Genomic DNA, 26,355 nt, shown 5'->3' with positions numbered 1-26,355 from the left:
GTTTCGAAACTACCGCCAAGGAGGACCAACCCGGCTACTTCAATGCAAAATGTGCGATGACTGGCGGATCGCTCGATGGTACGTCAGCGCGGACACGCGGAAGGGTCATCGCCGACTACACCGATCGGATAACCGGGACTCGTTGCTCACGATGCGGACCGTTCAATCCGAACCCGCCACCGCAGTGCGCTATCGGGAAGTGCCGACTGTGCGGTACCAGAAGTGGCATTGTTCATTCGAAGTTGGAGGGACGCGGATACAACGCGCCCTTGAGATGAAAGGCAGGCGCAGATGCACCGAGTCAGACTGAAGGCCGCGACCGCCGTGACCGCCCTGGCCATGGCGACTCTGGCCATACTGGCCGGTCTCGCGGCAATCGTCGTCGCGCCATCGATCGCCTCGGCCGGAAGCACGCACGGCACCGGGATGGCTTATACGGACCGGACCTTTCAACCCTTCACTGCGTCGAACGGTCTGTCGTCGAAGTACCACGTGTACGCCGCCGGCATCCCCCAGGATCACGCTGCCGGTTTGGTGCTGCAGTTCCACGGCGACGGGGCATACGAATTCGCGAACCCCACCTCGTCGTACAGCCTGGGCGGTTCGTCGGGCATCGTGGCCCAAGCCCGTTCGAGGGGTTACATCACCGTCGCGATACGCACTCCAGACTCCACGGGGGACATCACCTGGTGGGAAAATGGGAGCGCAAACGCCGACTTTGTCGCCGACCTACTCGACACCCTGAAAGCGGGCTACAACATCGACACTGAGGACATCTGGCTCGTCGGTTACAGCGGAGGCTCTCAGCTGATCACCCAGTTCTTCCTGCCAAAATACTCGAGCAAGATCGACGGCGGCGGGACTCTGGTCTTCGGCGGCGGCGGTGGGCCACGTGTTCCGGTTCAGCCCTTCGCCAGCGGCCTGGTCGCCGGCCTTCCCATGCACTGGTACACCGGGGGCGCCGACAACGGTACCAATGTCAGCGACGGCTACAACGCTCTTCTGGACGCGCAGAAAGGGTTAGCTTGGTATTCGGCACAAGGCTTTACGGTAGATCTCGAATCTCCCGCAGGCCTTGGACACAACCTTTCCGGCACATTTGGCACAGTTCTGGCGGGGCACCTCGATAATCATGCGCCGAACATTCCCACTCTCACTACCACGGTCGCTGCCACTCCCGGGCCGACCGCGACCCAGGCAACCACAATCCCCACAACCACGCAGACGACGACCACGACAGCAACGACCCCAGCCACAACAACGGTGCCGGCCCCGGCAACCACCACAGCGCCGCCCCCGGCAACCACCACAGCGCCGCCCCCGGCAACCACCACAGCGCCGCCCCCGGCAATCTGGAATTACACACTCACTCCGACGAGAATCGGCGCAAATGTGGTCGTGCCCATTCCTGCCGGCATTAGTCGAACGACGTTCCGAGTCACAGCTACCCAAGGCCCGTTCTACGTATACAACTACACAACCCTGACCGGATTTCGGACCCTGAGCATCGTCTCCAGTCTCGCGCCGAGTACGGCGTACAACTACACTCTGGAAGCCGATGGCATGGTCGTCGGATCGGGGTCATTCCGAACTCTTCCCTGACCGCTGGAACAAATTGGACCACCCCGTTGCTGTCACTTGCTCGGTGACTGCCGAGAAGACCGCCACCGCTCTGCCCGTCGAACCCACTCGACAGGGAGACCATCGGAGTTTTCGTTCAAGCGCAGGCCATCCCGCCCAGTGATCCGGATGGGGCGACACGCGACTTCCCAACGAGTCGTCTTCTATAGCGCCAAGTTTGCTGGGCCTACTGGTCGACGCCACGAGTTCTCTTCTCTACCAATGCTATTGAATCACTGCATGCCCGGTATCGGAGGGCTGTGAAAGCTCGTGGGCACTTCCCCGCCGAGGGCGCTGCGCTGAAGTGCCTCTATTTGGTAACGCATTCACTGGCCGCGACAAGGTAAGGGCTAGGCGCGATGGACAATGAGGTGGAAGCCTGCTCTGAACGCGTTCGCGATCACGTTCGCCAATCGTGCCAACGTACTGATGGAAACCGGCCGAAACACCTACATCGAGATAGGCCCAGTTTCGCCGACAATCAACAGTACGAGGTGGTGGAATGCGCTTCCAGACTGCCCAAAGCGGGCGGTTGTGGTCGGGCATTTGCCCGCGGCAGGGTTTATTTCCTTAGTCGTCAGGGTGAAAGTCGCCATGCCAATATCTGTACTTCGTTCGGGTGGTGGCGGACGCTGAGTCGGTGCACGAGATGTCACGTCCGGTCATCGAGTTGCGGATCGGCGTTCAACGCCACCTGTCGAAAGGCCGGGGCACAGTTCAGTCCTGTCGATCCACCGGGCAGGTGGTTCGGTTGCAGGGCGACGGCAAGACTCCGACGCGACAGCGACGGGTGTCGCCTACGCGGTGATCGGCACGGGTCATGCCAAGAGGTCGAGGTAGTGGGATCGGGCTTTCATAGCGTGGATGAGCAGTCGGTCTCTGCTGTCTAAGCGCAGGACGACTAGTTCGAGGAGGCGGCCGTCGGGGTCGAAGCCAGCCTGAATTGGCGGGCAGGGTTGTCGTCGTCAAGATCTGCGATCCACACGTGGTGCTCTGGCGCGTAGATCCCGGCGTCTTCGCTGATTCCGTGTTTGAGAGCGGATTTATGTCTTCACTCGATCTGGGTCCAGGCGCGCACTGCTTCTCGGATCGCTTCGGATCGGGAGACGTGTTCTTGTTCTGCTCGCGCGTTCAGCGCTTCGAGCAATGCGGCGTCCATACGGACGGGCACTACTGCCCCGGGGCCGGCGCCGATGGTGGGTCGGCCTCGTTTGCGCAACTTTTCGGCGTCGTAGCCGGTCTCGGCTTCGTGTGCCCATTCTTCGATCATGTTTTCGGTGACAGGTTGACCGTTGATCGTTTCGTCAGTCATGAATATTAGTGTAATACGAAATTAGCGGTTGAGGGCGGTGGGTCCCAGCTGCAGGGCAGCCAGGGCCGGTTCGTCCAGGGAGGGGCCAGCGTGCTGAATATCTGTGATTCTGGCGATTCCACGACCACAGGGGATCGATCTCGTTGAAGACGACTGGTTACGGGTGCGATGGATTCTTGCGCTGGATATGTTGTCGGCGACGATTGGAAAGTAGTCCAGAAACGACGGGGCGGGTTCTAGTCATCGTTGCAACAGTCGACATGGATTGAGGTTCACCGTGGCTCGAATAGTTTTGTGGGAGTGAAGTCTTGGATAGTTCGGCGGGTCGGTGATGTTGTTATCGACCGCCAGGAGATGTTGGGGCAAGTGTGCGCTCAGGTCGGTGCTCGTGGAGAGGTAGTCCCGCAGCAGTCCTTTTGATTTTTAGCCCGCGAAGCGGTCCGTCGAGGAGAACACCGATTGAATTCGCTGCGGTGCTCTCCCGGCAGGTTCAGGATTACCTGGCGTGTTGTCAGGGTGTGACGATGTTGAAGTGGGGGTCGAAGTCTTCGACGATGTCGGCGAGTGCGTCGAGAACGGCGGGGTCTCCTTCGGTGCTCAGGCCGAACTTTTCTATTGCGGCCTTGGCGTTGTGCGGTTGCAGCAGGACCGCGGCCAAGGCCGGTTTGGGGCCGGCGATGGTGAGTTGGGCGTCGGGATGGTGGGCTCGGCGCGCGTTGAGGACGCCGTTGCGGACCCACATTGTCCATTCGTCACCGATATCGGTAAAGGTCGTGTTGATGCGGATGTCGACTGTCGCGGCGCGTTCGCCGACGATGTGGATTCCCAGGTAGTCGAACCCTGTCGACGGTGGATCAGTTGGATGCTCCAGTTGACCTCACCGTGGGGCTGTTGCACCTCATCCGTTCCGGGTGAGCGGGTTTCAGGCTGATGTTGTTCGCGGTGGTACTCGCGGGCGGCAGAGACAGCGCCGCAGTGTTCGGCCACGGCGCAGCACCTACGCCGACTCGATGCCTCATGACTACAGCGGGCCCGCGCTAATGCTGGCCTACGAGACGATCCCGCAAAGCGCTACCACCACAGACAGGATTGGGCTGGACCGTACAATTTCTGGTTGGTGCCGGTATGTTGATAACGTACCGTTCGATTCCCTTCGAGTAAGATGGCCTGTATTGATGATTCTGCTGTTCATGTCAGATTCAAGTTGTAGGTTCTTCTAAAGATTTCTTGTCGACATCTGGAATCCTTGCTCGCAAGTGCCGTATCTACGGCATCTCGAAGATCGGCACCGTGCATGGGCATAAATAGTATGAGCACGAGCAGTACGTCGATGGTGCGATGGGTGTCGGGCCTGCTCCTATGCTTCGTTCCAATGATTTGTATTTATCTGATTGGGTGGAGTTCGTACGCGCCGTTTATCTACCTTGGACTTCTTCCGGCTTTAGTGGCCCTTGAATGCGGGGTACGCGTCGCAGCGGTAACCGCGGTACTGACTCCGATTTCGGTGTTCCTCGGCCTTGTAGTCAGTGGGTCCGCTTGGCTCTCGGGCGTGTTCGTTGCCGCGATATGTGTAGGTGTTGCATGGTCGTACACCAGAGGGTGGGAAGGAGCCGCGACGTACATAGCAAGCCAAGCCGCTTTGGCAGCAATCGCGGCTCCTGGCGCGCGCTTGGCTGATTCTGCACCGAACTCGCTTGCTTCTGCAGCGGTGGTGACGGGTTTCGTACTGTTTGGAGGTGCATGGGTTGTCCTGTTGGGTGTCCTGCTTCTGGATGATCTCCCACACAAGACCCATGACCAACCGACTGATGAGGACCTACGCCGGTTCACGATCATGTTAGTCTGTCTGGTTTTTTTCGGGACTCTTGCCGCCAAGCTCTGGCTACCAGGGGGCCATGCGTGGTGGGTGGTACTGACAATCCTCGTAGTACTTCAACCTGGTATCGCTGGAACCAGTAGAAGAACCCTTCATCGTGTATTGGGAACTGTGGCCGGTGGGTTCGTCGCTGCATTGTTGGTCAACATCATCGGTATTAACTCTGTCACTACGGCGATTGGGGTGTTCGTGGCAGTCCTCAGTGGAATCGCATATCTGAAAGCGCCGTACTGGGTCTTCGCCGCTCTTCTCACTGCTGCGCTCATGTGCTTGTCGTTCACTCCGGAGACGGTAATGCTCGGATATGCTGAAAGAGCAGGGTTTACGCTACTCGCCGCATCAGTAACGGTATTAGTTCTGAAGATATCCGACATGGCATTGAGGCCTGTCGCGAATAATCGATAATCGTCCAACTGTTGGATACGTTGAGGGTCGGCGTAGGGAAATCATAGATCAGGCATGCGAGGATTTCCGCTACCAGACATACTTGCTGGCCGGATTAGCCGCCCCATTGTATCGAATGCTTCACATGCGGGGTTGATTTCAACAGTTCAGAGCAGTACCGGTAATAGCGGATAAACCCCAGGATATCGGGCCCTCGCTGTTTTCGACGTGATCAGGAAAGTTGAACAGCTGCACTCAACCAACTGGTAGCGGTGACACTCGAGGCGACGATCCCGCAACGACAACGGCCCACACAACCCCGTATTTTTGGTGAAATAGCAGGCAGGCTATCGAGAAACGCGTTCACTCCGGTCTGACCCAAATGTACCTCGGACCGGAGTGAACGTTGTTGAGGGAGCGGTGTCGTGGATTCCCCGCAACCGCGGTCAGTGGGAGAAGGCAGTCCTTTGGGGTCGATCGGCGTTGCTCTTGCGCAGTTGTTCGACGACTTCGTTGATGGCGGTGGCGAGTTTGTATGCGAGATCTTGGCTGAAACCTTCTCGTAGGACGATCCGCAGGACGGCGACATCTTCGGCGTCGGCGGGCATGGTGTAGGCAGGTACTTGGAATCCGCGTGCTCGGAGTTCGTGGGAGATGTCGAAGACAGTGAAGCCTGGGTCGTCGACGACTTCGAAGGACAAGACCGGTATAGCGGTGCCGTCGGTGATGATCGCCATGTTGTCGATCTTGGAGATTGCAGCGGAGAGCATTAGCGCGGTGTCACGGAGCGATTCCATGATTTGGGTGTATCCGGCGACGCCGAGGCGGATGAAGTTGTAGTACTGGCCGACGACCTGGTTACCTGATCGAGAGAAGTTGAGGGTGAAGGTCGGCATGTCGCCGCCGAGGTAATTGACTCGAAACACCAGATCTTCCGGCAGATGTTCTTTCGAGCGCCAGACAACGAAACCGATGCCAGGATAGGTCATGCCGTACTTGTGGCCACTGACGTTGATCGAGACCACACGTGGAACCTTGAAGTCCCACATCAGTTCTGGGTGCAGGAACGGGACGACGAAACCTCCACTGGCAGCGTCGACGTGGAGGGGGACGTCGGGACCGCCGTTTGCGGCGATCTCGTCGAGGGCTTCGGCGATCTCGGCGACGGGTTCGAGTTCGCCGGTGAATGTCGTGCCCAGGATAGCGACCACGCCGATGGTGTTCTCGTCGACGGCGTCACGGACCTGTTCGGGAGTGATGACGTAGCGGCCCTTCTCCATGGGGAGGTATTTCGGTTCGACGTCGAAGTAGCGACAGAACTTTTCCCAGACGACCTGGACGTTGCTGCCGAGGATGAGATTGGGCTTCGTGGTGTCTTTACCTTCTTGTTCGCGGCGCTGGCGCCAGCGCCATTTGAGTGCGAGTCCGCCGAGCATGACAGCTTCGGAGGACCCGACCGTCGAAACCCCCGTCGCGGACGCAGGGTCAGAGGTCAGCCCTTCTGCATGGAAGAGGTCGGCAACCATGTTGACGCAACGTGTTTCGATCTCCGCTGTCGCGGGATACTCGTCCTTGTCGATCATATTTTTGTCGAATGTCTCGGCCATCAGCTTGTCAGCCTGAGGATCCATCCAGGTAGTGACGAAAGTTGCCAGGTTCAGTCGGGAACTGCCATCGAGCATTAGTTCGTCGTGGATAAACCGGTACGCCGCTTCAGGATCCGACTCGGCCTTGGGCATTCTGAGAGCCGGAATCGGATCGGTACCGAGCCGTCCCGTGTACGCAGGTGCGAGGGTTTCGGTGGGAGCTGCAAAAATATCTGACATCTTTCTCCTCCAATAGTCGAACGAGCGATTGCGGATCAGTCGGACAGTCGAGTATCAACTCGAATGTTGTTGTATTGCAGTGAATTACACTTCGATTGACGGATACAGGCGTTCCATGGTGTAACGCCTGTTGCGGCGAACCGAGAGTGCGCTGATAGTTATCGAGACGAGCAGAATGCCGGTTAGGACGGCGATTGCTGTCCAGAGTCGCGAATCGACGTGTTCGGCGGTGATGAGTTGGCGCAGTCCGTTCACGGTGTAGGTCATCGGGTCGAAGGGATGAATGTATTGGAAGGGTGTAGCTGTAGTGGGCACTGGATAGATTCCGCCGGCGGAGACCAGCTGCAGCATCAGGAATGCCAAGGTCACCACCCGGCCGACTGCGACTCCGAAGAGAGCATTGAACATCTGGATCATCGCCAGGTAGGTCGCCGAGACCAACATCAGGAACAGGATCGTTCCGGGAACGTGTTTGACGTCCAGGCCCACTCCTATGTGTACTACGGCGTACATCGTGATCACTTGGAGGATGCCGATGAGCAGCGCCGGCCAGTACGAAGCCAGAACCGTTCGATAGAGGCCGAGATTACTGACAATTGCACGGGATTGTAACGGGGTCAACAACATCCAGGTAATGATGCAGCCGACGAACAGAGCCAAGGAGAGGAAGAACGGCGCGAATCCAGTGCCGAACGTGGGTGCCTCGTTCGTGTAGTCCTGCTTGAGTGCGACTGGTGTGGACAGGGTGTCCGCGGTAGCGGTGCGTTGCTCGTCGGTCCAACTCGGGACTTGTCCAGCGCCCTTTGCGAGTGCGTCTGCCAATTCGCCCGAGCCCGATTGCAGCTCCACCATCCCCGAAGCTAACTGATCGGCTCCGCTCGCGAGCTGGTCGCTGCCGTCGGTCAACTGGATGAGCCCGGAGTTCAAAGTCGTGGCTCCGGAACTGAGCTGGTCGGCGCCGTCGCGTAGTTGCCGCACGTCCGAGGCGAGTCCGCCGTTTTGCAGCAGAGCGAGTCCGGATTGCAGGGGACTGGATGGATCCGTCAACTGGTATTCGAGCGCGCGTGCATCATCGCTGAGTCGCGCTATCTCTGCCTGTAGTGCGGCAGTGTCACTTTGGGGCTGTGCAACCGCGAGAGGTGTGAGAGCTGCGACGGCCTGTTGTGCGAGCGGGTCGGTGCTGGGTCCGAGAAGGTCAAGCACCCGCTGGATTGCCGGGGAGACCGTAACTTGTGGCAGTTGTGGGAGGCGATCTCCGAGCGCAGTCAGCGATTGCCGCAGCTGCCCCGCTTGGGCTCCGAGGTTGGGCACGTTACCGGAGTCGAGGGCGTTGAGCAATGGATCGGCGACACCGTCGATCGCCGTGGCGAGTTGCCCGGCCCCGGCTGCGAGCTGCGCTGAACCATCGCGTGCGGTGACCATGTTGGTGGCGAGTTCGCCTGCGCCGGAGCTGAGTTGATCGGCCCCACCTTTGGCTGTGTCGATACCGGCTGCGAGGGTCTTCGCTCCGTCGGCAGCCTGGCCCAGGCCCGAACCGGCGGTCTGCAAACCTGTCAGGACCTGGCCGACGCCTTGGGCGCCGATGGTCGAGTTGACCTGGTTGATGACCTGTTCGGACGCGTCCTGCCCGATGATGGTGGCCAGATAGTTATTGGCGTCGTTGAAGGTGAAGGTGAGATCGGCCTTCTCGGGGTCGTCGCCGTTGGGGGACTCGACAGCGTCGCTGAAGTTCTCCGGCAAGGTGATCGTGAAATAGTACTTGCCGCTGGAGAGTCCGGCTTGGGCTTCTTGATCCGAGACCTCTGCCAAGTCAAGTTGTCCGGAGGCGATGAGCGATTTGACGACTTGATCGCCGGCGTCGACTTGTTGGCCTGTCGATGTTCGTCCCGAGTCGTTGTTGACAATCGCTGCGGGGATCTTGTTCACTTCGCCGAACGGGTTCCAGAACGCCCACAGGTACATGGCGCCGTAGAGCAACGGTAACAAGATGATGGTGACGATCGCGATTCGTGGCAGGGTGCCGCGGGAGTAGCGTTTGACATCACTGCCCAGAGATATACCTGCGAGCATCAGTTACTTTCCTTCGGTCATGACGCCGATATCTCCGGCCCCGAGCAGTCCGTGCATGTTCACTACTGCGTTGACGCCGGTATCTGGTGGAAGTGTGTTGACGTCTGCGGTGATCACCGACTGGTGCTCACCGAGTGCGACAAGCCGCTGCAGCAAAACGGCTCTTTCGAGATCGTCGGCGAGCTTGTCGACTCGGCCCACCACCAATAGCGGTGGGCGTTTGGTGTTCGCGACGGCGATCCGCAACAACATTTGCTGGATCTCCGGGAGGTCGTCGACGAAGGCATTGAGCGGTGGTAGGTCGACGTCACCGAATGTTCTCGCACACATGTCTGCGACTTCTGTCTCGCTCACGCGGGGAACGAATTTGTACCACGGGGAATCCCATCGCAGTTGTTCGGTCACCATGTCGCGTACGGTGACAGAGGGCCGGACTTCGTCGAGCTCGTTCAGACATGCGATCGCCGAGATGGCCAGTATTCGGCTCGGATTGTCGTAGCCGTGTACCGCTAACGTCCCAGCGGACAATCGCATTCGTCCGCACAGTGCCATCAGCAAGGCGGTTCGCGCCGCTCCGGCTTGGCCGGCAAGAACCGTCACACCACCGGCGTTGATGTCCAAATCGAGTGGACCGAACACGTGCCCCCAGGGCCCATGCACTTCGATGCCCCGGGCCGAGATCAAGGTCCCCGCAGCGGGTTCTGTGGGTGTCTCCCAACTCTCGAAACTAGTTTCAACCAACTGAGGCCTCCAGCCCTGAATGCTGCACGGCGCCACTATCCCTACGCCTATGCGAGACAGTCCCGTTGCGGAATCCGACCGCAGTGGGATCGTCACGCGTTGATATCGCGCCTCGACGAGAGATGGCGACGAGATGTGTCACAGAGTGTTTTTTACGACCTGGCCGTTCTTGACAATGACAGTCAGGCTCTTGTTTGGATCTGCGAGCAGGCTCAGGTCCTCGAGCGGATTGCCGTCGACGAGAAGTACATCCGCCCAGGCACCCTCAGCGATTACTCCGAGTGGCGCCTGTCGGTAGGGGTCGCGTTCGCCGGCGAGGCGGAAGAGTTCAGCATTCCCGGAGGTGAGCATCCGAAGGGCGTCGACATTGCTGTAGTGATCGCCGAGTCGTGCCGCCATTTCGCTCTGCCGCGGTGCGAGTTGCGGCTCGAGCAACAGGTCCGTGCCCCACGCTGTTTTGACACCGTGTTTGCGGGCCCAGCCGTACACATCATCTGTGCCGGTGCAGATTTCGCGATCTTTTTCCGCGCGGCCGGGATCCGGATAGTGATGATCTCCCAGCGCGAAGGGCTGCATCGAAAGCCAGATGTCCTTCTCGGCCATCAGCGCGATCGTCGCCTCGTCGGCGAGATGACCGTGCTCGATGGACTTCACGCCAGCCTCGATCGCGCGGCGAATGCCGGTGACGTTATAAACGTGTGTGGCGACGTAGGTGCCGTAGTCGGTGGCAGCGTTCACTGCCGCACGAAGTTCAGGATCGGTGAACTGAACCGTGTAGAGGGGGTCGTACATCGACGCTGCGCCGCCGCCGACCATCATCTTGATCTGGGATGCGCCCTTTTTGAGTTGTTCGCGAACCGCGGCGAGCACGCGCTCGGGACCGTCTGCGACGCGCATGAAACCGATCTGCTCGGCGCGAGACTGGTTGCCGCCCAAAGCGGTGGGGCATTCGTAGACGAAGCTGAAGTCGCCGTGTCCGCTGGTTTGGGAGATGGCGGCTTGGGAAGGGTAGATGCGCGGTCCCTCGAACAGGCCTCGATCGATGACCGATTTGATGCTGCTGGTGTCGCCGGCCATGTCCCGGACCGTGGTGAACCCGCGGTGCAGCATGTTCTTTGCTTCAGCTAGGCCGTTGAGTGCGATGTGGGCTTCACTACCGGTCACCATGTCGACGTACGAATTCGCGTTACCGACAAGGTGAACGTGGGCATCGCTCATGCCGGGCATGAGGACTCGATTCCCGCCGTTCACGACAGTGGTCTCGCGACTCGGATCGTCCCCGACAGGCGACTCCGACACCGCGACGATCGTGGTGCCGTCGATCAGAACGTCCCCGGCAACAAGGGACGAGGAGGTGCCGTCGAAGACGCGGACATTGCGAAACAGCAAACGATTTCCAACTCGAGGATTGGCTGTCATAAATCGGACATTAGCACCCAAAGCGGAGTCATGCTTCGGTAAAGTAAAAAACAATCAGATGGTTTGAATTTGTTGCTGTATACCCGCCATGGATGAATCGAAATCAGTGCCTGATGACCTAGGTCCCGATTGGAGGACTTTCTATACGGAATCCAAGTACACTGCAGCACATGCTGATTCACCCGACCATTCGAATGCAGTCGTGGGGATTCGTGATCGGATCCGCACTCTTCGCGCTCGGGTCGGCACCCCTCCTGTCGGTCTTCTTCGGTGCCGCACTCGCCAACAGTTTCTTCTTCGCGGGCTCCTGGTTCTTTACCTGCGCGGCGTTCGTTCAGTTGGTGCTGGCGGGGCCAGCAACCACCACCGACTCTGGCCGTCCCGCGATCCGGGCGGTCTGGCTGTCCGCGGCTGTGCAGTTACTCGGGACGATCTTGTTCAACGTCAGCACCGGGGCTGCGCTGCACGCGCTGACGTTACGAGGCGAGATGCACTTGGTCTGGAATCCGAACGCGGAGGGCTCGATAGCCTTCCTCGTCTCGAGCGGACTGGCCGTCCTCATCCTGCTGAGGGAAGGAACTTACTGGGCACCACAATCGAAGGAATGGCAAAGCGTGTGGCTCAACACGCTTGGATCCATCGCATTCGGAGTCTCCGCTATCGGATCGTTCGTCCTGCGCGACGGGAACACATTAGACCCGAACATGGCAAACATCGGAACCTTTGTCGGTGCGGTGTTCTTCCTGCTGGCCTCCGCGGTCTTCCTCGGAAAAAGCAGCCGACCGGCGCCTTCTCTGGCAGAAGCAGTCTGATCGCGCCACGCCCGCACTCAATTTGAGAAATTCTGTAGCAACGGGGAGGGATTGTCGACTCACCCTCCGGTATCTCCTCACACAAGAGCTTCGATCCGTATCACTCGGCATGAATTGGGGCACTCTCCATGAGTTCGGAAACCAGGAATAGATCCGCACGATCGCTGCTCACCTCCCGTAATCGCCTCGCCTCGCTGTTGGTGGTGCTGTCGCTGATCTTCATCCTCCAGAACCGCGCCGCGACCACGATCCAATTGTTCTGGGTATCTGTGCAGTCCCCGCTCTGGCTCACCCTCGTCGTGATCCTCTTCCTAGGCTGGATTGCTGGCTTGTTGACCACTCGGCGCGCGAAAACCAACACCTGAACCTCGAGGATGGACAATGGTCGCAATCCGGAAGGTCAAAGTCCTCTGTGCTGGTGCTTGGGGATCACAGATCGCAGCACGTGGACGGGATTGGGAGTTTTCGAGGCGTCCGAACGCGATGTCTCCGGGGCTACTGACAGTTCAGCCTCCGCCGCCGAAAGTATCCTATTCACAGCAGTTCTCGACGCTTCCGTGACCGACGTCGATCTTCTCTCGCATCACACTTCGCTAATCAGGTGTGGCGATTCAATTCTGTCGAAATTTGGGGGAACCGCTGAGACCGATACGGCAGCCTTCGCCGCTATGGCCGGTTTCGCGAGTGTCATCGGAATGGCTCCGATCAAGCTGCACAAGGAAAAGGGTGGTCGCATCCTGAACTCGCTGCTCGTGCCGTTCCTCAATGCGGCGGCCGCACCAGCGGCCGGCGAATATGCGGACCTGGTTGCGGTGGACCAACGTCAAAGATCGCCACCGGTGCCCGCTGCGCCCTCTTCCAGATCTACGACATCAAGAGCCTCTGCCCCCGTACGACATCTTGGCTCGCGGTGTCACTGCATCGCAGGCACTTTCGGCGCGGCCGAAGTATAACTGCATCACCAAGAGAAAGCTCGGCATCTATTCCGGTGAAGCGTTCTGTCGCTATACCTCTAAATGAGATGGGGAACAATGTATTACAGCAGTGGAAATTACGAAGCGTTCGCACGGCCACGCAAGCCTGACGGGGTGGACGGCAAGACTGCATGGTTCGTCGGATCGGGGCTTGCATCGCTTGCCGGTGCAGCATTCATGATCCGCGACGGTCGGATGGCGGGAAACAGCATCACCGTCCTGGAGCGGTTGAAATTGCCAGGCGGTGCACTCGACGGGATCAAGGAACCGGAGAAGGGCTTCGTCATTCGCGGTGGTCGCGAGATGGAAGATCACTTCGAATGTCTGTGGGACCTGTTCCGCTCTGTCCCCTCGATCGAGGTCGAGGACGCCAGTGTGCTCGACGAATTCTACTGGCTGAACAAAGACGACCCGAACTATTCGCTCCAGCGCGTCACAGAACGTCAGGGCGAGGACGCGCATACAGACTTCAAGTTCAATCTGAACCCGAAGGCGCAGAAGGACATCATGAAGGTCTTTCTCACTCCGCGTAGCGAACTCGAGAACAAGCGCATCAACGAGGTGTTCGGCAAGGATTTCCTCGCAAGCAATTTCTGGTTGTACTGGCGCACGATGTTCGCGTTCGAGGAATGGCACAGTGCTCTCGAAATCAAGCTGTACCTGCATCGATTCATCCACCATATCAAAGGCCTGCCAGACCTGAGTACCCTCAAGTTCACCAAATACAACCAGTACGAGTCTCTCGTGCTGCCGCTGTACACGTGGCTGCTCGATCAGGGAGTGAACTTCCGGTTCGATACCGAAGTCACCGACATCGACTTCGATATCACAGGTGAAGTCAAGCGGGCCAAACGCATTCACTGGAAATCCGCGGGTGTGACGGGTGGGGTCGACCTCGGTGACGGCGATTTGGTGTTGACTACCATCGGCTCGCTCACAGAGAACTCGAACAACGGAGACCATCACACGCCGGCGAAGCTCGACGAGGGCCCTGCTCCAGCGTGGGATCTGTGGCGCCGGATAGCAACGAAAGACCCCGCATTCGGGCGACCAGACGTCTTCGGTGGGCACGTCGCAGAAACCAAGTGGGAATCGGCGACAGTGACTACATTGGATGCCCGAATCCCGGAATACATCGAAAAAATATGCAAGCGTGACCCATTCAGTGGGCGCGTAGTTACCGGCGGCATCGTGACGGCACGAGATTCGAAGTGGTTGATGAGCTGGACCGTAAACCGGCAACCGCACTTCAAACAACAACCCAAGGACCAGATCGTCGTCTGGGTCTACTCACTATTCGTCGACGTCCCCGGTGACTACGTCGACAAGCCGATGCAAGAATGCACCGGCGAGGAAATCACCCAAGAGTGGCTCTATCACATGGGCGTTCCAGTCGAGGACATCCCGGAACTTGCGGCCAATGCGGCGAAGGCCGTTCCAGTGATGATGCCCTATGTCACTTCCTTTTTCATGCCCCGTCAGGCCGGTGACCGGCCGGCAGTTGTACCGGATGGTGCCGTCAACTTCGCGTTCCTCGGGCAGTTCGCGGAAACGACGCGTGACTGCATTTTCACGACGGAGTACTCGGTCCGCACCGGTATGGAGGCCGCGTACAGTCTGCTCGGTATCGAACGGGGGGTCCCGGAAGTTTTCGGCTCCACCTACGACATCCGCAAACTCCTCCAAGCAACCTATTTCCTCAATGACAAGAAGGAGGAGAGCGTGCCGTTGCCGAAGCTACTGCGCCGTCGACTCGGCAAGAAGCTCGACGAGAACGAGATCGGACAACTACTGCACGAGTACCACATTCTCCCCCGAGAATGACCCAGTTTACTGAATGTCTATGTCAATGAGGGCTTCTGAGAGAAAATGCCCGTTCGGGTGCGGCCGAAGGGTCGCGTCGGAGCTGAACCTCGCGCGAAGATCGAATCTTTCGAATAACTACGGAGGGCAAAATCAATGTGTACCAGGGTGATGTGGCCTGATGCGGCCGGATCTGTTCTTGTCGGGCGGAATATGGATTACCATCGCGACACCGGTACGAACCTGTGGTCGCTTCCGCGTGGGATCAAACGCGACGACGGAGTGGGAGGTTCTCTGAGTTGGAACGCCGAATACGGCAGTGTCGTGGCCGGCGCCTTCGACATGATGTCGGTCGACGGTATGAACGAAGCGGGGTTGGCAGGTCATATTCTGTGGCTCGCGGAATCGGATTACGGTACCCACGATGCGTCGAGACCGGCTCTGAGCATGGCGGTCTGGTTGCAGTACTTCCTGGACAACTTCTCCACTGTTGCCGATGCCGCCGCGTGGATCAGCGACGTCGACGTTCAGGTTGTCCCACTGGGTGATCCGGCGACCGGCGAAGTGCCTGCAGTTCATCTCGCGTTGGACGATGCGACCGGTGATTCGGCGATCATCGAATACCTGGATGGCAAGGCCACCGTCTGGCACAGCCGCGAACACCTCGTGATGACCAATTCCCCGGCCTACGACAAGCAGATCGAACTTCTCAAAGAGGTCGACGGCTTCGGGGGCGCTAATCCTCTGCCCGGCACCACACTCGCAGCCGACCGGTTCGCCCGCGCCGCATACTACGTAGGCCGGCTACCCCAACCGCAGAGTGAAATCGAGGCTGTCGCGGGGATCTTCAGTGTCATCCGAAATGCGGCGCAACCTTTCCGTATCCCCGACCCGGACAAACCCTATGCGTCGCAAACAATTTGGCAGACGGTGGCAGACCTGACCAACAAGCGGTACGTCTTCGACTCGACCACCAGGCCCAATGTCGTCTGGGTGGATCTGGACAAGTTGAACTTCAGCGAGGGGGCGTCTGCGGGCAAACTTGATCTGATGGGCGATACATCCCTCGAAGGAGGGCTTGCCGGCAACGTCTCTCGCCGATTCGAGAAGACAGCCGCGATGCAATTCCTGACCCTGCCGACCTGACCGAAGTCATCAGTTCGCAGAGAGGGTGGCCACCCACGCAGGTGGCCACCCTCGCTGGCACAGTTCGTGACCGAGACACAGTCACATTGGCGAGCTGGACGGGCGGCAGGCAGCACAGTCGCACGCCATTGGCCTGTCAATGGACCAGTGTTGCAACGATTGATCGTCGCTAACCAGCATGTTTCTAACGCAGTAAGCAACTTTTCGAACCGGGCCGTACCCGGGAGCACAGGAGTGAGATGGCTGACGTTCAGGCATTCGGTGTTTCACGCAAATCGGTGATGTCGGCTGCCGGTCTCGTCCTGACAGCGGTCATCGTGATAGGCAGCATTGCGTTCGTCGGCGGACCCCATTTCGCAAATGCTGCCTACCTCGGAATGATGTTTCTGGTTCCAGCGATTCGTCGGCTGTCCCGACGTCAGCAACTGCTCGCCGCACTGTGGGCCAGCGCGGTGAGTTTCCTGGGCGTCCAGATGGCCGGCAGCGACAGGTGGTTGATCCTGGTCGTCCTGATCGGCGTGTGCCTCGTGCAGGGCGCGTTCGCGAGTGGCAGCGTGGCCGCGATCTCGGGGTCGCCGGTGAACTTCGTAGTGTTCAGTGGTTTCGAGCCGGGCTCGTCGCCGTGGCAGGCCGCGGTGGGGACCTTGCTCGGTTCCCTGCTCGTCGTCGCGGCGGCATACATTGCCCGCGTGGCCCCTATCCGGCACGCGTTGCCGGTACGGCAAGCATTCGAATACGGAATTCTGCTCGCACTCGGCTGTGTCGTGATTGTCGGTGTGATGGATCTGCTCGACCTGCCCAGAGTGACCTGGGCATTGCTCGCGTTCTGCCTGATCTTTGTTCCAGATCCACACGAGCACCCAGGACAGATCAGTGAACGCATCCTCGGGACTGCGATCGGCGCTGTGGCCGTCACGGCATTGGCGTCGTTTCTCCCGACGCCGCTCGTGGTGGCTCTGCTTCTCGTCTGCGCGATACTGACGCTCGCGTATCTCGAGGATGACAAACGGCTGCTCTACATCTCGTTGCTTACACCGACCGTGATTCTGATGGCTTCGTTAACCGGATCGTCGAGGGTGGTCGATCTGGGCGCACAACGCGTTGTCGCCGTCCTTGTCGCCGGTGCGGTCGCGGTCGTGCTGTATTTCGTGCTCCGCAACTATCATAAGTGGCTGTACCGGGATCACACCCGCACGTAAAGGTGAAATAAGGTCGGCATGATCGGGCAGGCCTGCACAGGAATCCGACCCAAGACGATCGAGTTGGGGACTGCAGTCACTTTGATCGACTCGTTGATCCGGGATCGGCGCGCACGATTCCGCTAGGAGGCGGTTTCAGGCTCTTGATTGCCCTGTTCAGAGCGTTCCCAGGATTCCGTCGATTCGCGGTAGCTCGTCGCGCGGATTCGAAGACGGGCTACCGAGAATGGATCGCCGAAATATTGGACGCCTTCAAATGCTATTCGACGGCCGGTGCTATTTCGACACCGTGTTCGCAACCATCGACTTCGCGTGCTACTAGTCCGCCGCCGGCTTCGCGCACCCGGTGGTTGTCGATGTCGTCTTCGCTGGGGTGCAAGAATTGGGTGCTTCCCGGTATTCCCCGGGTTCGTCAATTCTGCTGAGTTGGGCCAGAACAGGAAGCCACTGGGAACGCCGAGGCCGTTGTATTTGTTTTAGATCGCGCCGCACACCTCAGTACTGGTGAGGGTCAGTACACCTGGCAACCTGCAGTCAGGCGGGATATCGAGATTCGCGCATCCACGGTCTCGGCATAGTCGGCATCGGTCGTGTGAAGGGCTCCGGGATTTCTTCGCGGTCCGAACGCATATGACCTACAACGATACTCGATTTGAGATTCTCTGTTGGAGTTCACTCGCCGACGGGAACCTTCTGCGACGGAGTCGACGACGTCGGAGCATCTGCTGACGTCCTAGAGAAGGTGCCACAGCCGGGGTAGTCGTCGCCGGCGCTTTCTACTCGGGAGTAGTTGTCGCGGAAGGTGTCGACTCGAGGTCGACTGCACGGCTAGTGGTTCGCAGGCGACAGTAGGGGAGTTTTGGATTATCAGATACTGTGGATAATATGAATGCGGTATTCGCAGCATGTAACGAAGAGGATTCCCTGTGGCCGAGATATTTATTCGCCAACTTATCGACGATCTCGACGGAAAACCCATCGAAAGCGGATTGGGACACGAGATCACCTTCTCCTATCAGGGAGCCGACTATCGGATCGATCTTCGGCCCACCAATGCCGACAAGATCGCGGCGACGTTCGCCCCATTTATCAAGGTCGCGGAGAAAGCGTCCCTTGCCGGTGAGGTGCTTGCGAGAACGTCGACTGTGGCCAAAACGTCAGGGTCTGGACGATCTGTCGAGCAACTGAAGGCGATCCGTGACTGGGCCGGCAAGAACGGTTTCGACGTCTCCCCACGTGGACGGATCAAAGCCGACGTCATCGAAGCTTTCGACTCCGCACACTGACCTATGAACAGGTTTTCTTCTCATTGACGTGAACGAGTAGGGCACCTACATCCGGTGATCTTTTGTCAGTAAGAGAGGTAAAGATTCAGGCGAGTTCGAGACCACACTTGGCGAAGCCGTCGATCATGATCCCGACCTGCGGCTCGGTCTTTCCGGACTGAGCCGCAGGTCGGGATCATCGGTCTTCCGGTTTTCCGGTTGTTTCTCGGAACGGACTGGATCGGGGTCAGCTCAAGGCTTTCGCTTTGAGCGTCGCGAATTCCGCGGCGTCGATCACGCCAGCATCGAGAAGCGTCTTTGCTTCGGAAATCTGTTCCGGTGCAGATCTTACCCGCAACATCCCGAATGTACTCGTCTGAGGCCTTCTTGGCCGCAGTGTGGGCTGTTGCCTGACGCTCGGTGATTCCGCGTCCGCGAGTGATGATGTAGATGAATGCCGTCAGATAGGGGAACACGACAAGGAAGATGATCCACAACACTCGGACGAAACCCGACATCGAGCGGTCACGGAATAGGTCACCGATGATCTGAAACAGCACCAACAGGTACGCCACGAACACGAACACAGTCAGGGTGTACCAGAAAATATCCCACATAGAATCAAACATGTACAGCGCTCCTTGAATAGTGAAATAGGCCGCGGACACGGTTATTGACGGCCGATGTGACAGTTTTATCAGAAGACCGCAGTCGCACTACGCATCACGTGGATCTCTCGGCGGAGCCACTGTGAGAGGTGCTCGGTTCATCGCTGCGCGTTTACCCCGCCCACAGCGTTGGTGCGGCACATCGAGTTCGGGAAGTCCGACGGCAGCGACGCCTATCATCATGCCAACTGTCATTGCCGACTTCGTCATCCGGCTGCGCAGGAATTGAGAACCTGTTCTTCCCCTTAACATGGGCTATCCCCAGTTGAGTGAGTTGGGCAGCGATCGCATTCGGGTCACCTTGGCTGAAAGTGCGCATGTCAGCGCTCTTTGTGCAGGTACTGACCAAGGAGTCCGCTACCGGCCAACTCAACTATTCGCAATATGTTCGTTCGTAAACAGTTAGAGAGCATTCGAGTCGCCGAGTCACCGACACTGTGCAGGGCTTTACCGAGTTGTTAGCCATTGGAGACCGACGAGAAAGGTCCCTGATACGCATCGGCCCTCGCTACAGGGTGACGACGATGACAAGAAGGCTTCTCGCTGATCACTCCTAGACATGGTGGGGACGGGACAGCTTGCGCGGAGGTCGAACGCCTGCCTGGTGAATCCGAGGCGGAATACCGTATGCGCGAGGTGTGTTATCTGCATATGACTCGGTTCGTTCGGATCCTGCTGGAGCGTAAGGATCGTCTGTCGATGGCGGTCGGCCTGGAGGTTCGGGTGCCGTTCTGCGACCATCGTCTCATCGAATACGTCTACAACACTCCGTGGCCGGTCAATACCTTCGACAGCCGCGAAAAGAGCCTGCTGCGCCACGCCACGAAACGTGTGCTTCCGCAATCGGTCCTCGATCGCTTGAAGAGCGGTTACCCCCTTGGCGCAGGGCCTGGCCTAGGCGACGAATCTGCAGTAGCTCGCGAAGGAGATCCTGGTCTGAGACCAATTCTCCGTTGTTCAATCTGATCGATTGAACCTGGATGCAACAGCTGACCGCACTGGATCCGATGCGGATGGATCCGGCCACTCGGTCGGATCTGGATCGCACTGTCGATATCTACAGCCGGTTGGACCTCTACAAGCCGGAGCTGCAACTGAATTGAGCCCGCATGTACGCCCACCGTTGATGTGGCGTTGGTGGGCCTGCGAACCTTCCACGCCCTCGTTTGATGTGTCACACGAGTGTTTTCCACAGTTAGGTGGCATGTTTGCTTACTCAGCCGTGATAGCTGACCCCACCACGAGCGAATGGACAGCGAGTGCCAGAGCCGCGGTGTCCGGATCACACACGAAATCGGCCGTGGGGCTAGGAAATCACCAGAAATGACAGACTCGATATTTGTGGTATTGCACAAGTTCAGACGGGTGTCTGAGACCCGTTGCGATCGACAACTCGTGCAGTCGATTCTGCGCCGAAACCGGTTTCTACCGACCGTTGAGTGTTGGCTTGTGATCTGAACGCACTTGTCAGTGACACGGTGTCTCAGCTTCCGGTGCCTCAGAAACGATCTTGGTCTCAGCAGGTCGACGCGTCCCCGAGGATAACGGATCTTGTGCATGCACTGACGCAGCAAGCCGTTCGCGTTTTCGTTCGCCTCGCATCGCATCGCCACGGATGGTGCGGCGCGTAGAAGTAGACGGGCAGGTTGAGGGCTGCGGTGATGCGCTCGTTTCGAACAGCATTTAGGCCTCCACCGACTTCAGCAACTCGGCGGACCGTGTGGCAATGGCAAGCGCGGTCTCAAGCTGAGCGATGCGGCGGCGGTCGGCGGTCGGCGGTCACACAATCTTTTGTGACGGGTTACGTGTTCTTCCCGGATGAGCCAGGTGCCCCGAATCCGGGTAGGGACGCCATTGTGCAGTGGCTGTCCGAACGCGTCGACGGGCTACCGACGTTACGGAATCGGGTTATACGTGTTCCTTTCGGTCTTGCGGTACCGCGGCTGTATCCGGACGGGGAGTTCGACATCGACAGGCACCTCGTCTTCCACGACGTTTCGGACTGGGATGACTGCGCGCCTTGTGCCCCGAATTAATCGCCCGGAGAATGGATCCGGCGCATCCACTCTGGAGGATTCACATCGCGCAGGACGTTCGTGGGGTCCTGGGGCGCTCCGACCCAGCTACGGTGGTGATGATTCAGTTTCATCACGCGATCGCAGACGGTCAGGAAAGTGTGCGGATAGCCAGACATCTCTTTTCTTCGGTTTTCGCTCCTGAGATCAAAGTCTGCCCTGCGCTGCCAGTGCCAGTGCCTTCCCGCATCTCCCTCGCTCTCGAAGCGTTGATTCGTGTGCCGTGGGTTCTGATGCGTTTTCTTGTCAGCCTCCGCGCGATCGGGGCCGGGAAGCGAGTGGCCCGAGAAGAACGTGCACGAGGGGACTATCAGATCGCGGTGCGTGAGCCCTTCGCGACGCCCCTGAACGGCGCATTGGGACCGAATCGTCGATTCGACTGCGTGTTCATTCCTTTCGCCCAGGTGAAGGACGTCAGAGCCGCACTCGGAGATGTCACCATCAACGACATTTTCCTCGCCATCGTCTCGCTCGAGCTCTCGCGTTACCTCAGCGGACGGCACGTGCGCTTGCCGGGTTCACTCGGCGCGACGGTTTCGGTCTCGATCCGCGGAATCACACCAGCGCAGACGTCGGTCAACCAGTTCGTCGCGTGTGGAGTCGATCTGCATACCGATGTGTCCGATCCGATCGATCGACTGCGGCGGATCCACGATTCGGCCCGCGATTCGATCACCGCGGTGAAAAGCCCTGGGCACATGATGATCTTCGGTGCGTTGGCGTCGGTGCCCGGGTTCATCTTCCGGAGATCCGTCGCGTTGATCGAGCGGCGTCGACACCGCAGGCCGGTCACGTCGTTTCACACTTCGGTCTCGAGCGTGCCAAGGGGAGAGGGCGATTGGAGCCTTGGCGGTGCCACAGCAGTGGGAAGTTTCGGGATGATCAGTTTGGAAGGGATCGCCGGGGTGGGACACAGGATCGACACCCTCGGTGAGACTGCGACGATCAACATCACCGTCGATCCGGGCTTGTTCGGTGACATCGGGCGATATCGCGAACTTCTTGCCGACGCGTGGAATGAGATCCGCTCCGCGGCAAATACTGTCGGGGCGGACACGATCGTGTGTCAGTAGCGAACGCGTGAGCATCTCTGACGTGAATGTGATTCGATCAGTTCTGCCTGGCATGAATTCCGCCGACTGAGGGGGTGGCTTTCACCTGCTGTACCCGTTCCAGACGATACGAATGGCCGCGACGGGCCCGACTCACGGTTCATGCAACGTCATGGCAGCTTTTCCCCACAGTTACGCGCTGTCGGCCTTTCCTCGGCGGTGCGGCAAAGTTGGTGTTGGGTCTTGGAGTCCGACACCGCCGCAAACTGACGCTGATCTCACCGCTGTTCTGTCACGGTCATACCGGGATCGCAACGAGACTTTTGCCGACGAGGGGGTTCCAGGCAAAACTGGCAATCACTCGTGGAGCGGAATGGTGTGCAGCGCGTGCGCGCGTCGATGTAGGGATGCCCAGTACGTCGCGAGAATCGTTGCACTGATTCCGAAGACGAGCCACGTGATTGCCGCGGCGACGACTCCAGTGACGAAGAACCCGAGAAGCAGTCCGGCTACCACGTTCGCGATGATTAGCACGGCAGAGCCGACAGATCCGAGGAAGGCACGAATCGGAGCGAATGCGATAGTTCGTGCGACTGCCTTCGACGGTCCAACGGCGGCTGCCGACAAGACAGGCAGGGAAATCAAGGCGACGAGCAGAGGCAGAATAGGGTTCAGAACTCCCGCGACGATCCCGCACAGCACAGTGACTGTCACCGCCAGCAACAACCGCGGAGAAAATCGGCTGTCCGTGTGCGCAGCGAAACCCATCGTCAGCCAGAGCATGAGGATCAACACCAACACCGAAGCCAGTACTCGGACGGAAAACCACCACGATGTCGTCGGGACCGGCTCGCCGAGAACCAACAGGGCTTGAAACACCGCGCCCACCAAAATGATCGGCACATACGTGAGGAGAGCGCGCGGCAGGCTCTTCACGGCGCACCGACCGTCCCGTTGCGATCGAGGACGGATTGCACGTCTCCCGAGTAGAGCGTCTCGGTGCCGACAACCAACTCGAACGTGCTCTCGTCCTCGGCTGTCGACGTAGCCGTGATGGTCTCGCTGTTGACGGTTTCGCCGGTGCAGCGCAGTTCGAGACCTTCGCCGGAACATACCGGTGCCACCAGGATGTCGATGTTCTTCTCGAGCAGCACTTCGTTGGACGCGTAGCGCATGTCTGCGATTGCGGCCCCTCCCACGGGCGCGAGGGCGTCGACCTGGGAGCATCCGCCGAGCGCCACCACCAGTGCGAGTCCGGCGACGAGCCGCTTCACCGTGGTGCCCGTTGCTGATACGAGAGCAGGCGGGCATGCTCGTCGAGGTGCTGCCGTTCGAGCGATCCGTCCGTGACGGCTTCCATGTCGAACGGTGCGGGCAAAAGGAGTTCGGTGTTGCGGTCCAAGGCCGATCCTCTTCTCATCAAGGGGTTCTCAGCCCAGTCGTTGGCGGCCAGTTCGCGGCTCTGTGACGCAAGATCGAGGTAGCTGCCGGAGGGGCCCGGAGTGATCGGAGACGCATGATCGAGAACTGTGGTGAACAGCGACAGCGTTCCGTCGCGGTTGTCGACGATCTCGACAGTTTGCTGTTGTTGTGGGAAATCGATGCACGACGCGGTGGTTATCTCCCAGAATCCGCGGTCGCCGCCTCGGTGCGCCAGGATTTGGTTCTGATGTGTGTGCCCGTTCAACCAACCGATCACTACCGGATACTTCAACAGCAGATCGACGAATTCCTCAGCCCCGTAAAGCTTCTTGTTCACACCTGGACGCTGAGCGCGGTTTTCCAAGGTCAGACTGTTGTGGTGGGTGAGGATCAGAACGAGCTTCTTCTGCGTCTGTGCTAGTTCCAATTGTTCTCGGAGCCAGTCGAACTGATCCTCGGGTACGGCGCCGTCGGCGCCGGCGACCGCGTTGCAGGTGTCGAGTCCGAACGCTCGAACATGTGGCGTCATGTCGGTCGACCACCAGGTTTCGCCTGAATCCAGGTTGTGTTGGGTGAATCCGTGTCCGATGGGGCCTGGCGTATCGGCGGTATCGAAGTGTTCTGCCATGAATTCGCGCTGTTCGAACAGATAGCGCTGTGGATCGGCGGTCACCCGTCGGAATCCGGGTCTGGTTCCGGTTTGTACGCCCAGGGCGTCGATCATCCGTTGCAGTGGGCTTGCCGTCGAGGCATAGCCGGCGAGCGCGGATGTCGCAGTCGCCTGCAGTGTGTAGGACTTCTCGGATCCGACTGCAAGGGAATGCAGTTGCGAAGACAATCCGAACGTGCCGAGTAGAAGGGTGTCGTGGTTGCCGTATACCGCGTACCACGGCACCGGCAGTCCTACCGATTCGACGGGCTTGGCGATGGCGTCGCTGAGCAGTCGGGGCAGCGCCGGAAATCCGTATTCTCCGAACGATCCTCCCGACGGATCGTCCGGCCTGTATGCCCAGTGCGCGTCCGGCCAAGCCTGGACACCCTCGAACGTCGTCGGAGATCCACTGTTCGGTGTGACTGGAACGCCGTCGAGAATATCTATGTACCAACGTAATTCGAGGTGCGAGTGCATGTCGGCGCTGTCGCCGGTTATAGTCGCTGCGCCGAGCGGCGCACCGGTGACGTAGCTGATGGTGTTGTCGGCGAACGCTTTGACCATCGCAGCGGTCACGTGAACGGTCAACGGATCTTGTGGGTGAAATGCAGAACCCCATGCCGAATGATCTTGGATGATCATCGGTTCGATTCGCGCCGGTGACTGCGCATCGATGACGTGCATGTCCGAGAGATGGCCGAGGTAGAGAATCGATCTCCGGGATTGCGTTCTGGCCTCGGCCGGCGCTCTGCGCAAAATGTCCAGGCGCGGAAGATGCTCCTCACCCGGACCTGCCCTCAATGTCCGATACGAATGCGAGTCTCCCGCAGCACGAAGAATCGTTTCGGTCAGCGTCGACGAGGCAGCTCCAATCGGAGTCTGCGCAAATGCCACGCGGTTGCCCAGCATGGCGGGCGCTACACCCCAAAGCGCAGCCGACGCGGCCGTCAAGCTCATGAACTGACGACGAGACAATCCGGACATTTAACTCCTCGATTTGGCTAGCCGAAGAATATAACGAGGTGTCAACGGTTGATGTGACCCCGTATCGACGGAGTGGAGCAGGCGTCGATGCTGATCAGTCGCCCTCCGCGCGTTTGTCGGACCAATTCAGCCTGTTCATGTGTCGTCTTACATTGAAAAGTATATTTCGACCAGAAAGTCGACGACCTGGGGACCGCATGCCTGGTGAACGGCAGACTCACGTCAATCTCCAGGGGACAAATTCATTCTCCACGAAACAATTCGCCGCTGTGTTACCAGCCGTCGATCTAGCTCGCCGTGAGCGCGTCCCGTGTGAAGAGCACGGCCCCGGCTGCAGTGGCGGGATCGGGGCCATTCTCCGAGCAGCTGAAGACGATCCAGGGGTGGCCGGGATGAAGGGATTCCTTGTCTTCCCGGGTGGGCTGATCAAGTCCAGTGTCATCGGTGCTTTCGATGCGCCCGTTGAAAGTTGTCCTGCATACGTGGTCACGGCGACCCGTGATCGACGAGGGGCATTGGTCGTCCTATGTGGAGGCTGGGTTCGTCGCCTTATTGAACGTCATCGCCGCGTGCCAATATGTGCTGGCGAATCGCCGCCTAAACGCTTCGTCGGTGCATGTGGCCAGGCGTCGATATGTGTGAGTAGTGACGCGAGCAGCTCGCAGCAGACAATGCGGCGCACAAGACGGATCGTCGCGCCACCATCGATGGGGATGACGGGCCGACAGTCGAGCGGTTGAGATCGTGCGCCGGGAACGGTACGCACCTGTGCTTTCGGAAACACGAAAGTAGGTTCGGCTTCTTCGAGGCCAGTCGCCGATATCTCAATCGACCATGACGATCTATGCCACAGAAGGGATCGCCGTCTGCTCGGATCGAACGCGCCTCAATCCGAGAGTGTCTGGCTCAGGCACCCCGTGAGAACGGCGACTACTCAACACGAACCGAGTCAGGCCTCGACAGAAGCGGCGAAGCCTGTTTCCGGAGATCAACGGTGGAGCAAGAGTCGAGATGGAACCGAGAGACACGAGCGGGCCGCACCGAAGGGTGCGGCC

Annotated in this window: 20 protein-coding genes and 3 pseudogenes; 12 read left to right on the top strand and 11 right to left on the bottom strand. The window is 59.0% G+C overall.

Annotation, left to right across the window (positions count from 1 at the left end):
* Positions 1-291 precede the first annotated feature (291 nt).
* Together ACWF6P_RS21950 and ACWF6P_RS21945 are read left to right on the top strand one after the other, a co-directional pair.
* Complete coding sequence (locus ACWF6P_RS21950) at positions 292-1,602, top strand: hypothetical protein (RefSeq protein ID WP_452622443.1); 1,311 nt, start codon at positions 292-294, stop codon at positions 1,600-1,602.
* A 221-nt stretch (positions 1,603-1,823) separates the two neighbouring features.
* A pseudogene (locus ACWF6P_RS21945) lies at positions 1,824-2,037 on the top strand (transposase); the annotation flags it as partial.
* 401 nt (positions 2,038-2,438) lie between these two features.
* Here ACWF6P_RS21945 and ACWF6P_RS21940 read toward each other — a convergent pair.
* The 3 genes and pseudogenes from ACWF6P_RS21940 to ACWF6P_RS21930 form a co-directional block, all read right to left on the bottom strand.
* A pseudogene (locus ACWF6P_RS21940) lies at positions 2,439-2,644 on the bottom strand (toxin).
* A 27-nt stretch (positions 2,645-2,671) separates the two neighbouring features.
* Entirely contained in the window at positions 2,672-2,932 is a 261-nt protein-coding gene (locus ACWF6P_RS21935; RefSeq protein WP_452622442.1) for a ribbon-helix-helix domain-containing protein, read from the bottom strand.
* A gap of 511 nt (positions 2,933-3,443) precedes the next feature.
* Positions 3,444-3,803 (bottom strand): alkyl sulfatase C-terminal domain-containing protein, encoded by a 360-nt coding sequence (locus tag ACWF6P_RS21930; protein WP_452622617.1) that lies wholly within the window; start codon positions 3,801-3,803, stop codon positions 3,444-3,446.
* A 798-nt stretch (positions 3,804-4,601) separates the two neighbouring features.
* On the opposite strand from ACWF6P_RS21930, the gene ACWF6P_RS21925 reads away from it, so the two are divergent.
* Positions 4,602-5,213 (top strand): FUSC family protein, encoded by a 612-nt coding sequence (locus ACWF6P_RS21925; RefSeq protein WP_452622441.1) that lies wholly within the window; start codon positions 4,602-4,604, stop codon positions 5,211-5,213.
* A gap of 425 nt (positions 5,214-5,638) precedes the next feature.
* Here ACWF6P_RS21925 and ACWF6P_RS21920 read toward each other — a convergent pair whose 3' ends face one another.
* From ACWF6P_RS21920 to ACWF6P_RS21905, 4 genes are all read right to left on the bottom strand, one after another.
* Complete coding sequence (locus ACWF6P_RS21920) at positions 5,639-7,018, bottom strand: glutamate decarboxylase (protein ID WP_452622440.1); 1,380 nt, start codon at positions 7,016-7,018, stop codon at positions 5,639-5,641.
* A gap of 84 nt (positions 7,019-7,102) precedes the next feature.
* A complete protein-coding gene (locus tag ACWF6P_RS21915) occupies positions 7,103-9,088 on the bottom strand; it encodes a YhgE/Pip family protein (protein WP_452622439.1) in 1,986 nt (661 codons plus the stop codon).
* Between the two features lie 3 nt (positions 9,089-9,091).
* The gene (locus ACWF6P_RS21910) at positions 9,092-9,829 is read right to left on the bottom strand and encodes an ATP-binding cassette domain-containing protein (protein WP_250888054.1); all 738 of its coding nucleotides are present in this window, start codon (positions 9,827-9,829) and stop codon (positions 9,092-9,094) included.
* A 138-nt stretch (positions 9,830-9,967) separates the two neighbouring features.
* Positions 9,968-11,248: a metal-dependent hydrolase family protein gene (locus tag ACWF6P_RS21905; protein ID WP_387482726.1), complete on the bottom strand. Its 1,281-nt coding sequence runs from the start codon at positions 11,246-11,248 to the stop codon at positions 9,968-9,970.
* Between the two features lie 170 nt (positions 11,249-11,418).
* Here ACWF6P_RS21905 and ACWF6P_RS21900 point away from each other — a divergent pair, with 170 nt between their 5' ends.
* The 6 genes from ACWF6P_RS21900 to ACWF6P_RS21875 all read left to right on the top strand — a co-directional run bounded on the left by ACWF6P_RS21900 (position 11,419) and on the right by ACWF6P_RS21875 (position 18,468).
* On the top strand, positions 11,419-12,060 hold the full coding sequence (locus ACWF6P_RS21900; protein WP_452622438.1) for a hypothetical protein: 642 nt from the start codon (positions 11,419-11,421) through the stop codon (positions 12,058-12,060).
* 128 nt (positions 12,061-12,188) lie between these two features.
* Entirely contained in the window at positions 12,189-12,425 is a 237-nt protein-coding gene (locus ACWF6P_RS21895) for a DUF1049 domain-containing protein (RefSeq protein ID WP_452622437.1), read from the top strand.
* Between the two features lie 666 nt (positions 12,426-13,091).
* Positions 13,092-14,858, top strand: a complete 1,767-nt coding sequence (locus ACWF6P_RS21890; RefSeq protein ID WP_452622436.1) for an oleate hydratase — start codon at positions 13,092-13,094, stop codon at positions 14,856-14,858.
* A gap of 135 nt (positions 14,859-14,993) precedes the next feature.
* Entirely contained in the window at positions 14,994-15,983 is a 990-nt protein-coding gene (locus ACWF6P_RS21885) for a linear amide C-N hydrolase (RefSeq protein WP_452622435.1), read from the top strand.
* A gap of 239 nt (positions 15,984-16,222) precedes the next feature.
* Positions 16,223-17,182 carry an FUSC family protein gene (locus tag ACWF6P_RS21880; RefSeq protein WP_452622434.1) on the top strand — a complete coding sequence of 320 codons (960 nt, stop codon included), beginning with the start codon at positions 16,223-16,225 and terminating at the stop codon, positions 17,180-17,182.
* 926 nt (positions 17,183-18,108) lie between these two features.
* Complete coding sequence (locus ACWF6P_RS21875; protein WP_452622433.1) at positions 18,109-18,468, top strand: histone-like nucleoid-structuring protein Lsr2; 360 nt, start codon at positions 18,109-18,111, stop codon at positions 18,466-18,468.
* 226 nt (positions 18,469-18,694) lie between these two features.
* On the opposite strand, the pseudogene ACWF6P_RS21870 reads toward ACWF6P_RS21875, so the two are convergent.
* Positions 18,695-19,076 (bottom strand): annotated as a pseudogene (locus ACWF6P_RS21870) (SHOCT domain-containing protein).
* A 666-nt stretch (positions 19,077-19,742) separates the two neighbouring features.
* Between ACWF6P_RS21870 and ACWF6P_RS21865 the strand changes: the two are divergent.
* From ACWF6P_RS21865 to ACWF6P_RS21855, 3 genes are all read left to right on the top strand, one after another.
* On the top strand, positions 19,743-20,081 hold the full coding sequence (locus tag ACWF6P_RS21865) for an asparagine synthase-related protein (protein ID WP_452622432.1): 339 nt from the start codon (positions 19,743-19,745) through the stop codon (positions 20,079-20,081).
* Between the two features lie 14 nt (positions 20,082-20,095).
* Complete coding sequence (locus tag ACWF6P_RS21860) at positions 20,096-20,218, top strand: hypothetical protein (protein ID WP_452622431.1); 123 nt, start codon at positions 20,096-20,098, stop codon at positions 20,216-20,218.
* A 917-nt stretch (positions 20,219-21,135) separates the two neighbouring features.
* Positions 21,136-22,263, top strand: a complete 1,128-nt coding sequence (locus ACWF6P_RS21855) for a wax ester/triacylglycerol synthase domain-containing protein (protein ID WP_452622430.1) — start codon at positions 21,136-21,138, stop codon at positions 22,261-22,263.
* Positions 22,264-22,599: 336 nt separating this feature from the next.
* Here the strand turns inward: ACWF6P_RS21855 and ACWF6P_RS21850 are convergent, their stop codons facing one another.
* The 3 genes from ACWF6P_RS21850 to ACWF6P_RS21840 are packed head-to-tail and all read right to left on the bottom strand — an operon-like array spanning position 22,600 to position 25,300.
* Positions 22,600-23,178 (bottom strand): hypothetical protein, encoded by a 579-nt coding sequence (locus ACWF6P_RS21850; RefSeq protein WP_452622429.1) that lies wholly within the window; start codon positions 23,176-23,178, stop codon positions 22,600-22,602.
* A complete protein-coding gene (locus ACWF6P_RS21845; RefSeq protein WP_452622428.1) occupies positions 23,175-23,516 on the bottom strand; it encodes a hypothetical protein in 342 nt (113 codons plus the stop codon). The genes ACWF6P_RS21850 and ACWF6P_RS21845 overlap by 4 nt, the downstream gene beginning before the upstream one ends.
* Positions 23,513-25,300 (bottom strand): TIGR03767 family metallophosphoesterase, encoded by a 1,788-nt coding sequence (locus ACWF6P_RS21840; RefSeq protein ID WP_452622427.1) that lies wholly within the window; start codon positions 25,298-25,300, stop codon positions 23,513-23,515. The genes ACWF6P_RS21845 and ACWF6P_RS21840 overlap by 4 nt, the downstream gene beginning before the upstream one ends.
* Positions 25,301-26,355 lie beyond the last annotated feature (1,055 nt).

This window comes from Rhodococcus sp. NPDC055024 (assembly GCF_053608585.1).
The sequence above is the reverse complement of the archived record's forward strand: the minus strand, read 5'-3'. Positions and strand labels throughout refer to the sequence as shown.

Excerpts from the sequence above, each read along its gene's own strand:
- ACWF6P_RS21905 (WP_387482726.1), bottom strand. The coding sequence starts at position 11,248 with ATGACAGCCAATCCTCGAGTTGGAAATCGTTTGCTGTTTCGCAATGTC.
- ACWF6P_RS21880 (WP_452622434.1), top strand. The coding sequence starts at position 16,223 with ATGGCTGACGTTCAGGCATTCGGTGTTTCACGCAAATCGGTGATGTCG.
- ACWF6P_RS21920 (WP_452622440.1), bottom strand. The coding sequence starts at position 7,018 with ATGTCAGATATTTTTGCAGCTCCCACCGAAACCCTCGCACCTGCGTAC.
- ACWF6P_RS21860 (WP_452622431.1), top strand. The coding sequence starts at position 20,096 with ATGCAACAGCTGACCGCACTGGATCCGATGCGGATGGATCCGGCCACT.
- ACWF6P_RS21895 (WP_452622437.1), top strand. The coding sequence starts at position 12,189 with ATGAGTTCGGAAACCAGGAATAGATCCGCACGATCGCTGCTCACCTCC.
- ACWF6P_RS21840 (WP_452622427.1), bottom strand. The coding sequence starts at position 25,300 with ATGTCCGGATTGTCTCGTCGTCAGTTCATGAGCTTGACGGCCGCGTCG.
- ACWF6P_RS21865 (WP_452622432.1), top strand. The coding sequence starts at position 19,743 with ATGCGCGAGGTGTGTTATCTGCATATGACTCGGTTCGTTCGGATCCTG.
- ACWF6P_RS21885 (WP_452622435.1), top strand. The coding sequence starts at position 14,994 with ATGTGTACCAGGGTGATGTGGCCTGATGCGGCCGGATCTGTTCTTGTC.
- ACWF6P_RS21890 (WP_452622436.1), top strand. The coding sequence starts at position 13,092 with ATGTATTACAGCAGTGGAAATTACGAAGCGTTCGCACGGCCACGCAAG.
- ACWF6P_RS21915 (WP_452622439.1), bottom strand. The coding sequence starts at position 9,088 with ATGCTCGCAGGTATATCTCTGGGCAGTGATGTCAAACGCTACTCCCGC.
- ACWF6P_RS21935 (WP_452622442.1), bottom strand. The coding sequence starts at position 2,932 with ATGACTGACGAAACGATCAACGGTCAACCTGTCACCGAAAACATGATC.
- ACWF6P_RS21950 (WP_452622443.1), top strand. The coding sequence starts at position 292 with ATGCACCGAGTCAGACTGAAGGCCGCGACCGCCGTGACCGCCCTGGCC.
- ACWF6P_RS21900 (WP_452622438.1), top strand. The coding sequence starts at position 11,419 with ATGCTGATTCACCCGACCATTCGAATGCAGTCGTGGGGATTCGTGATC.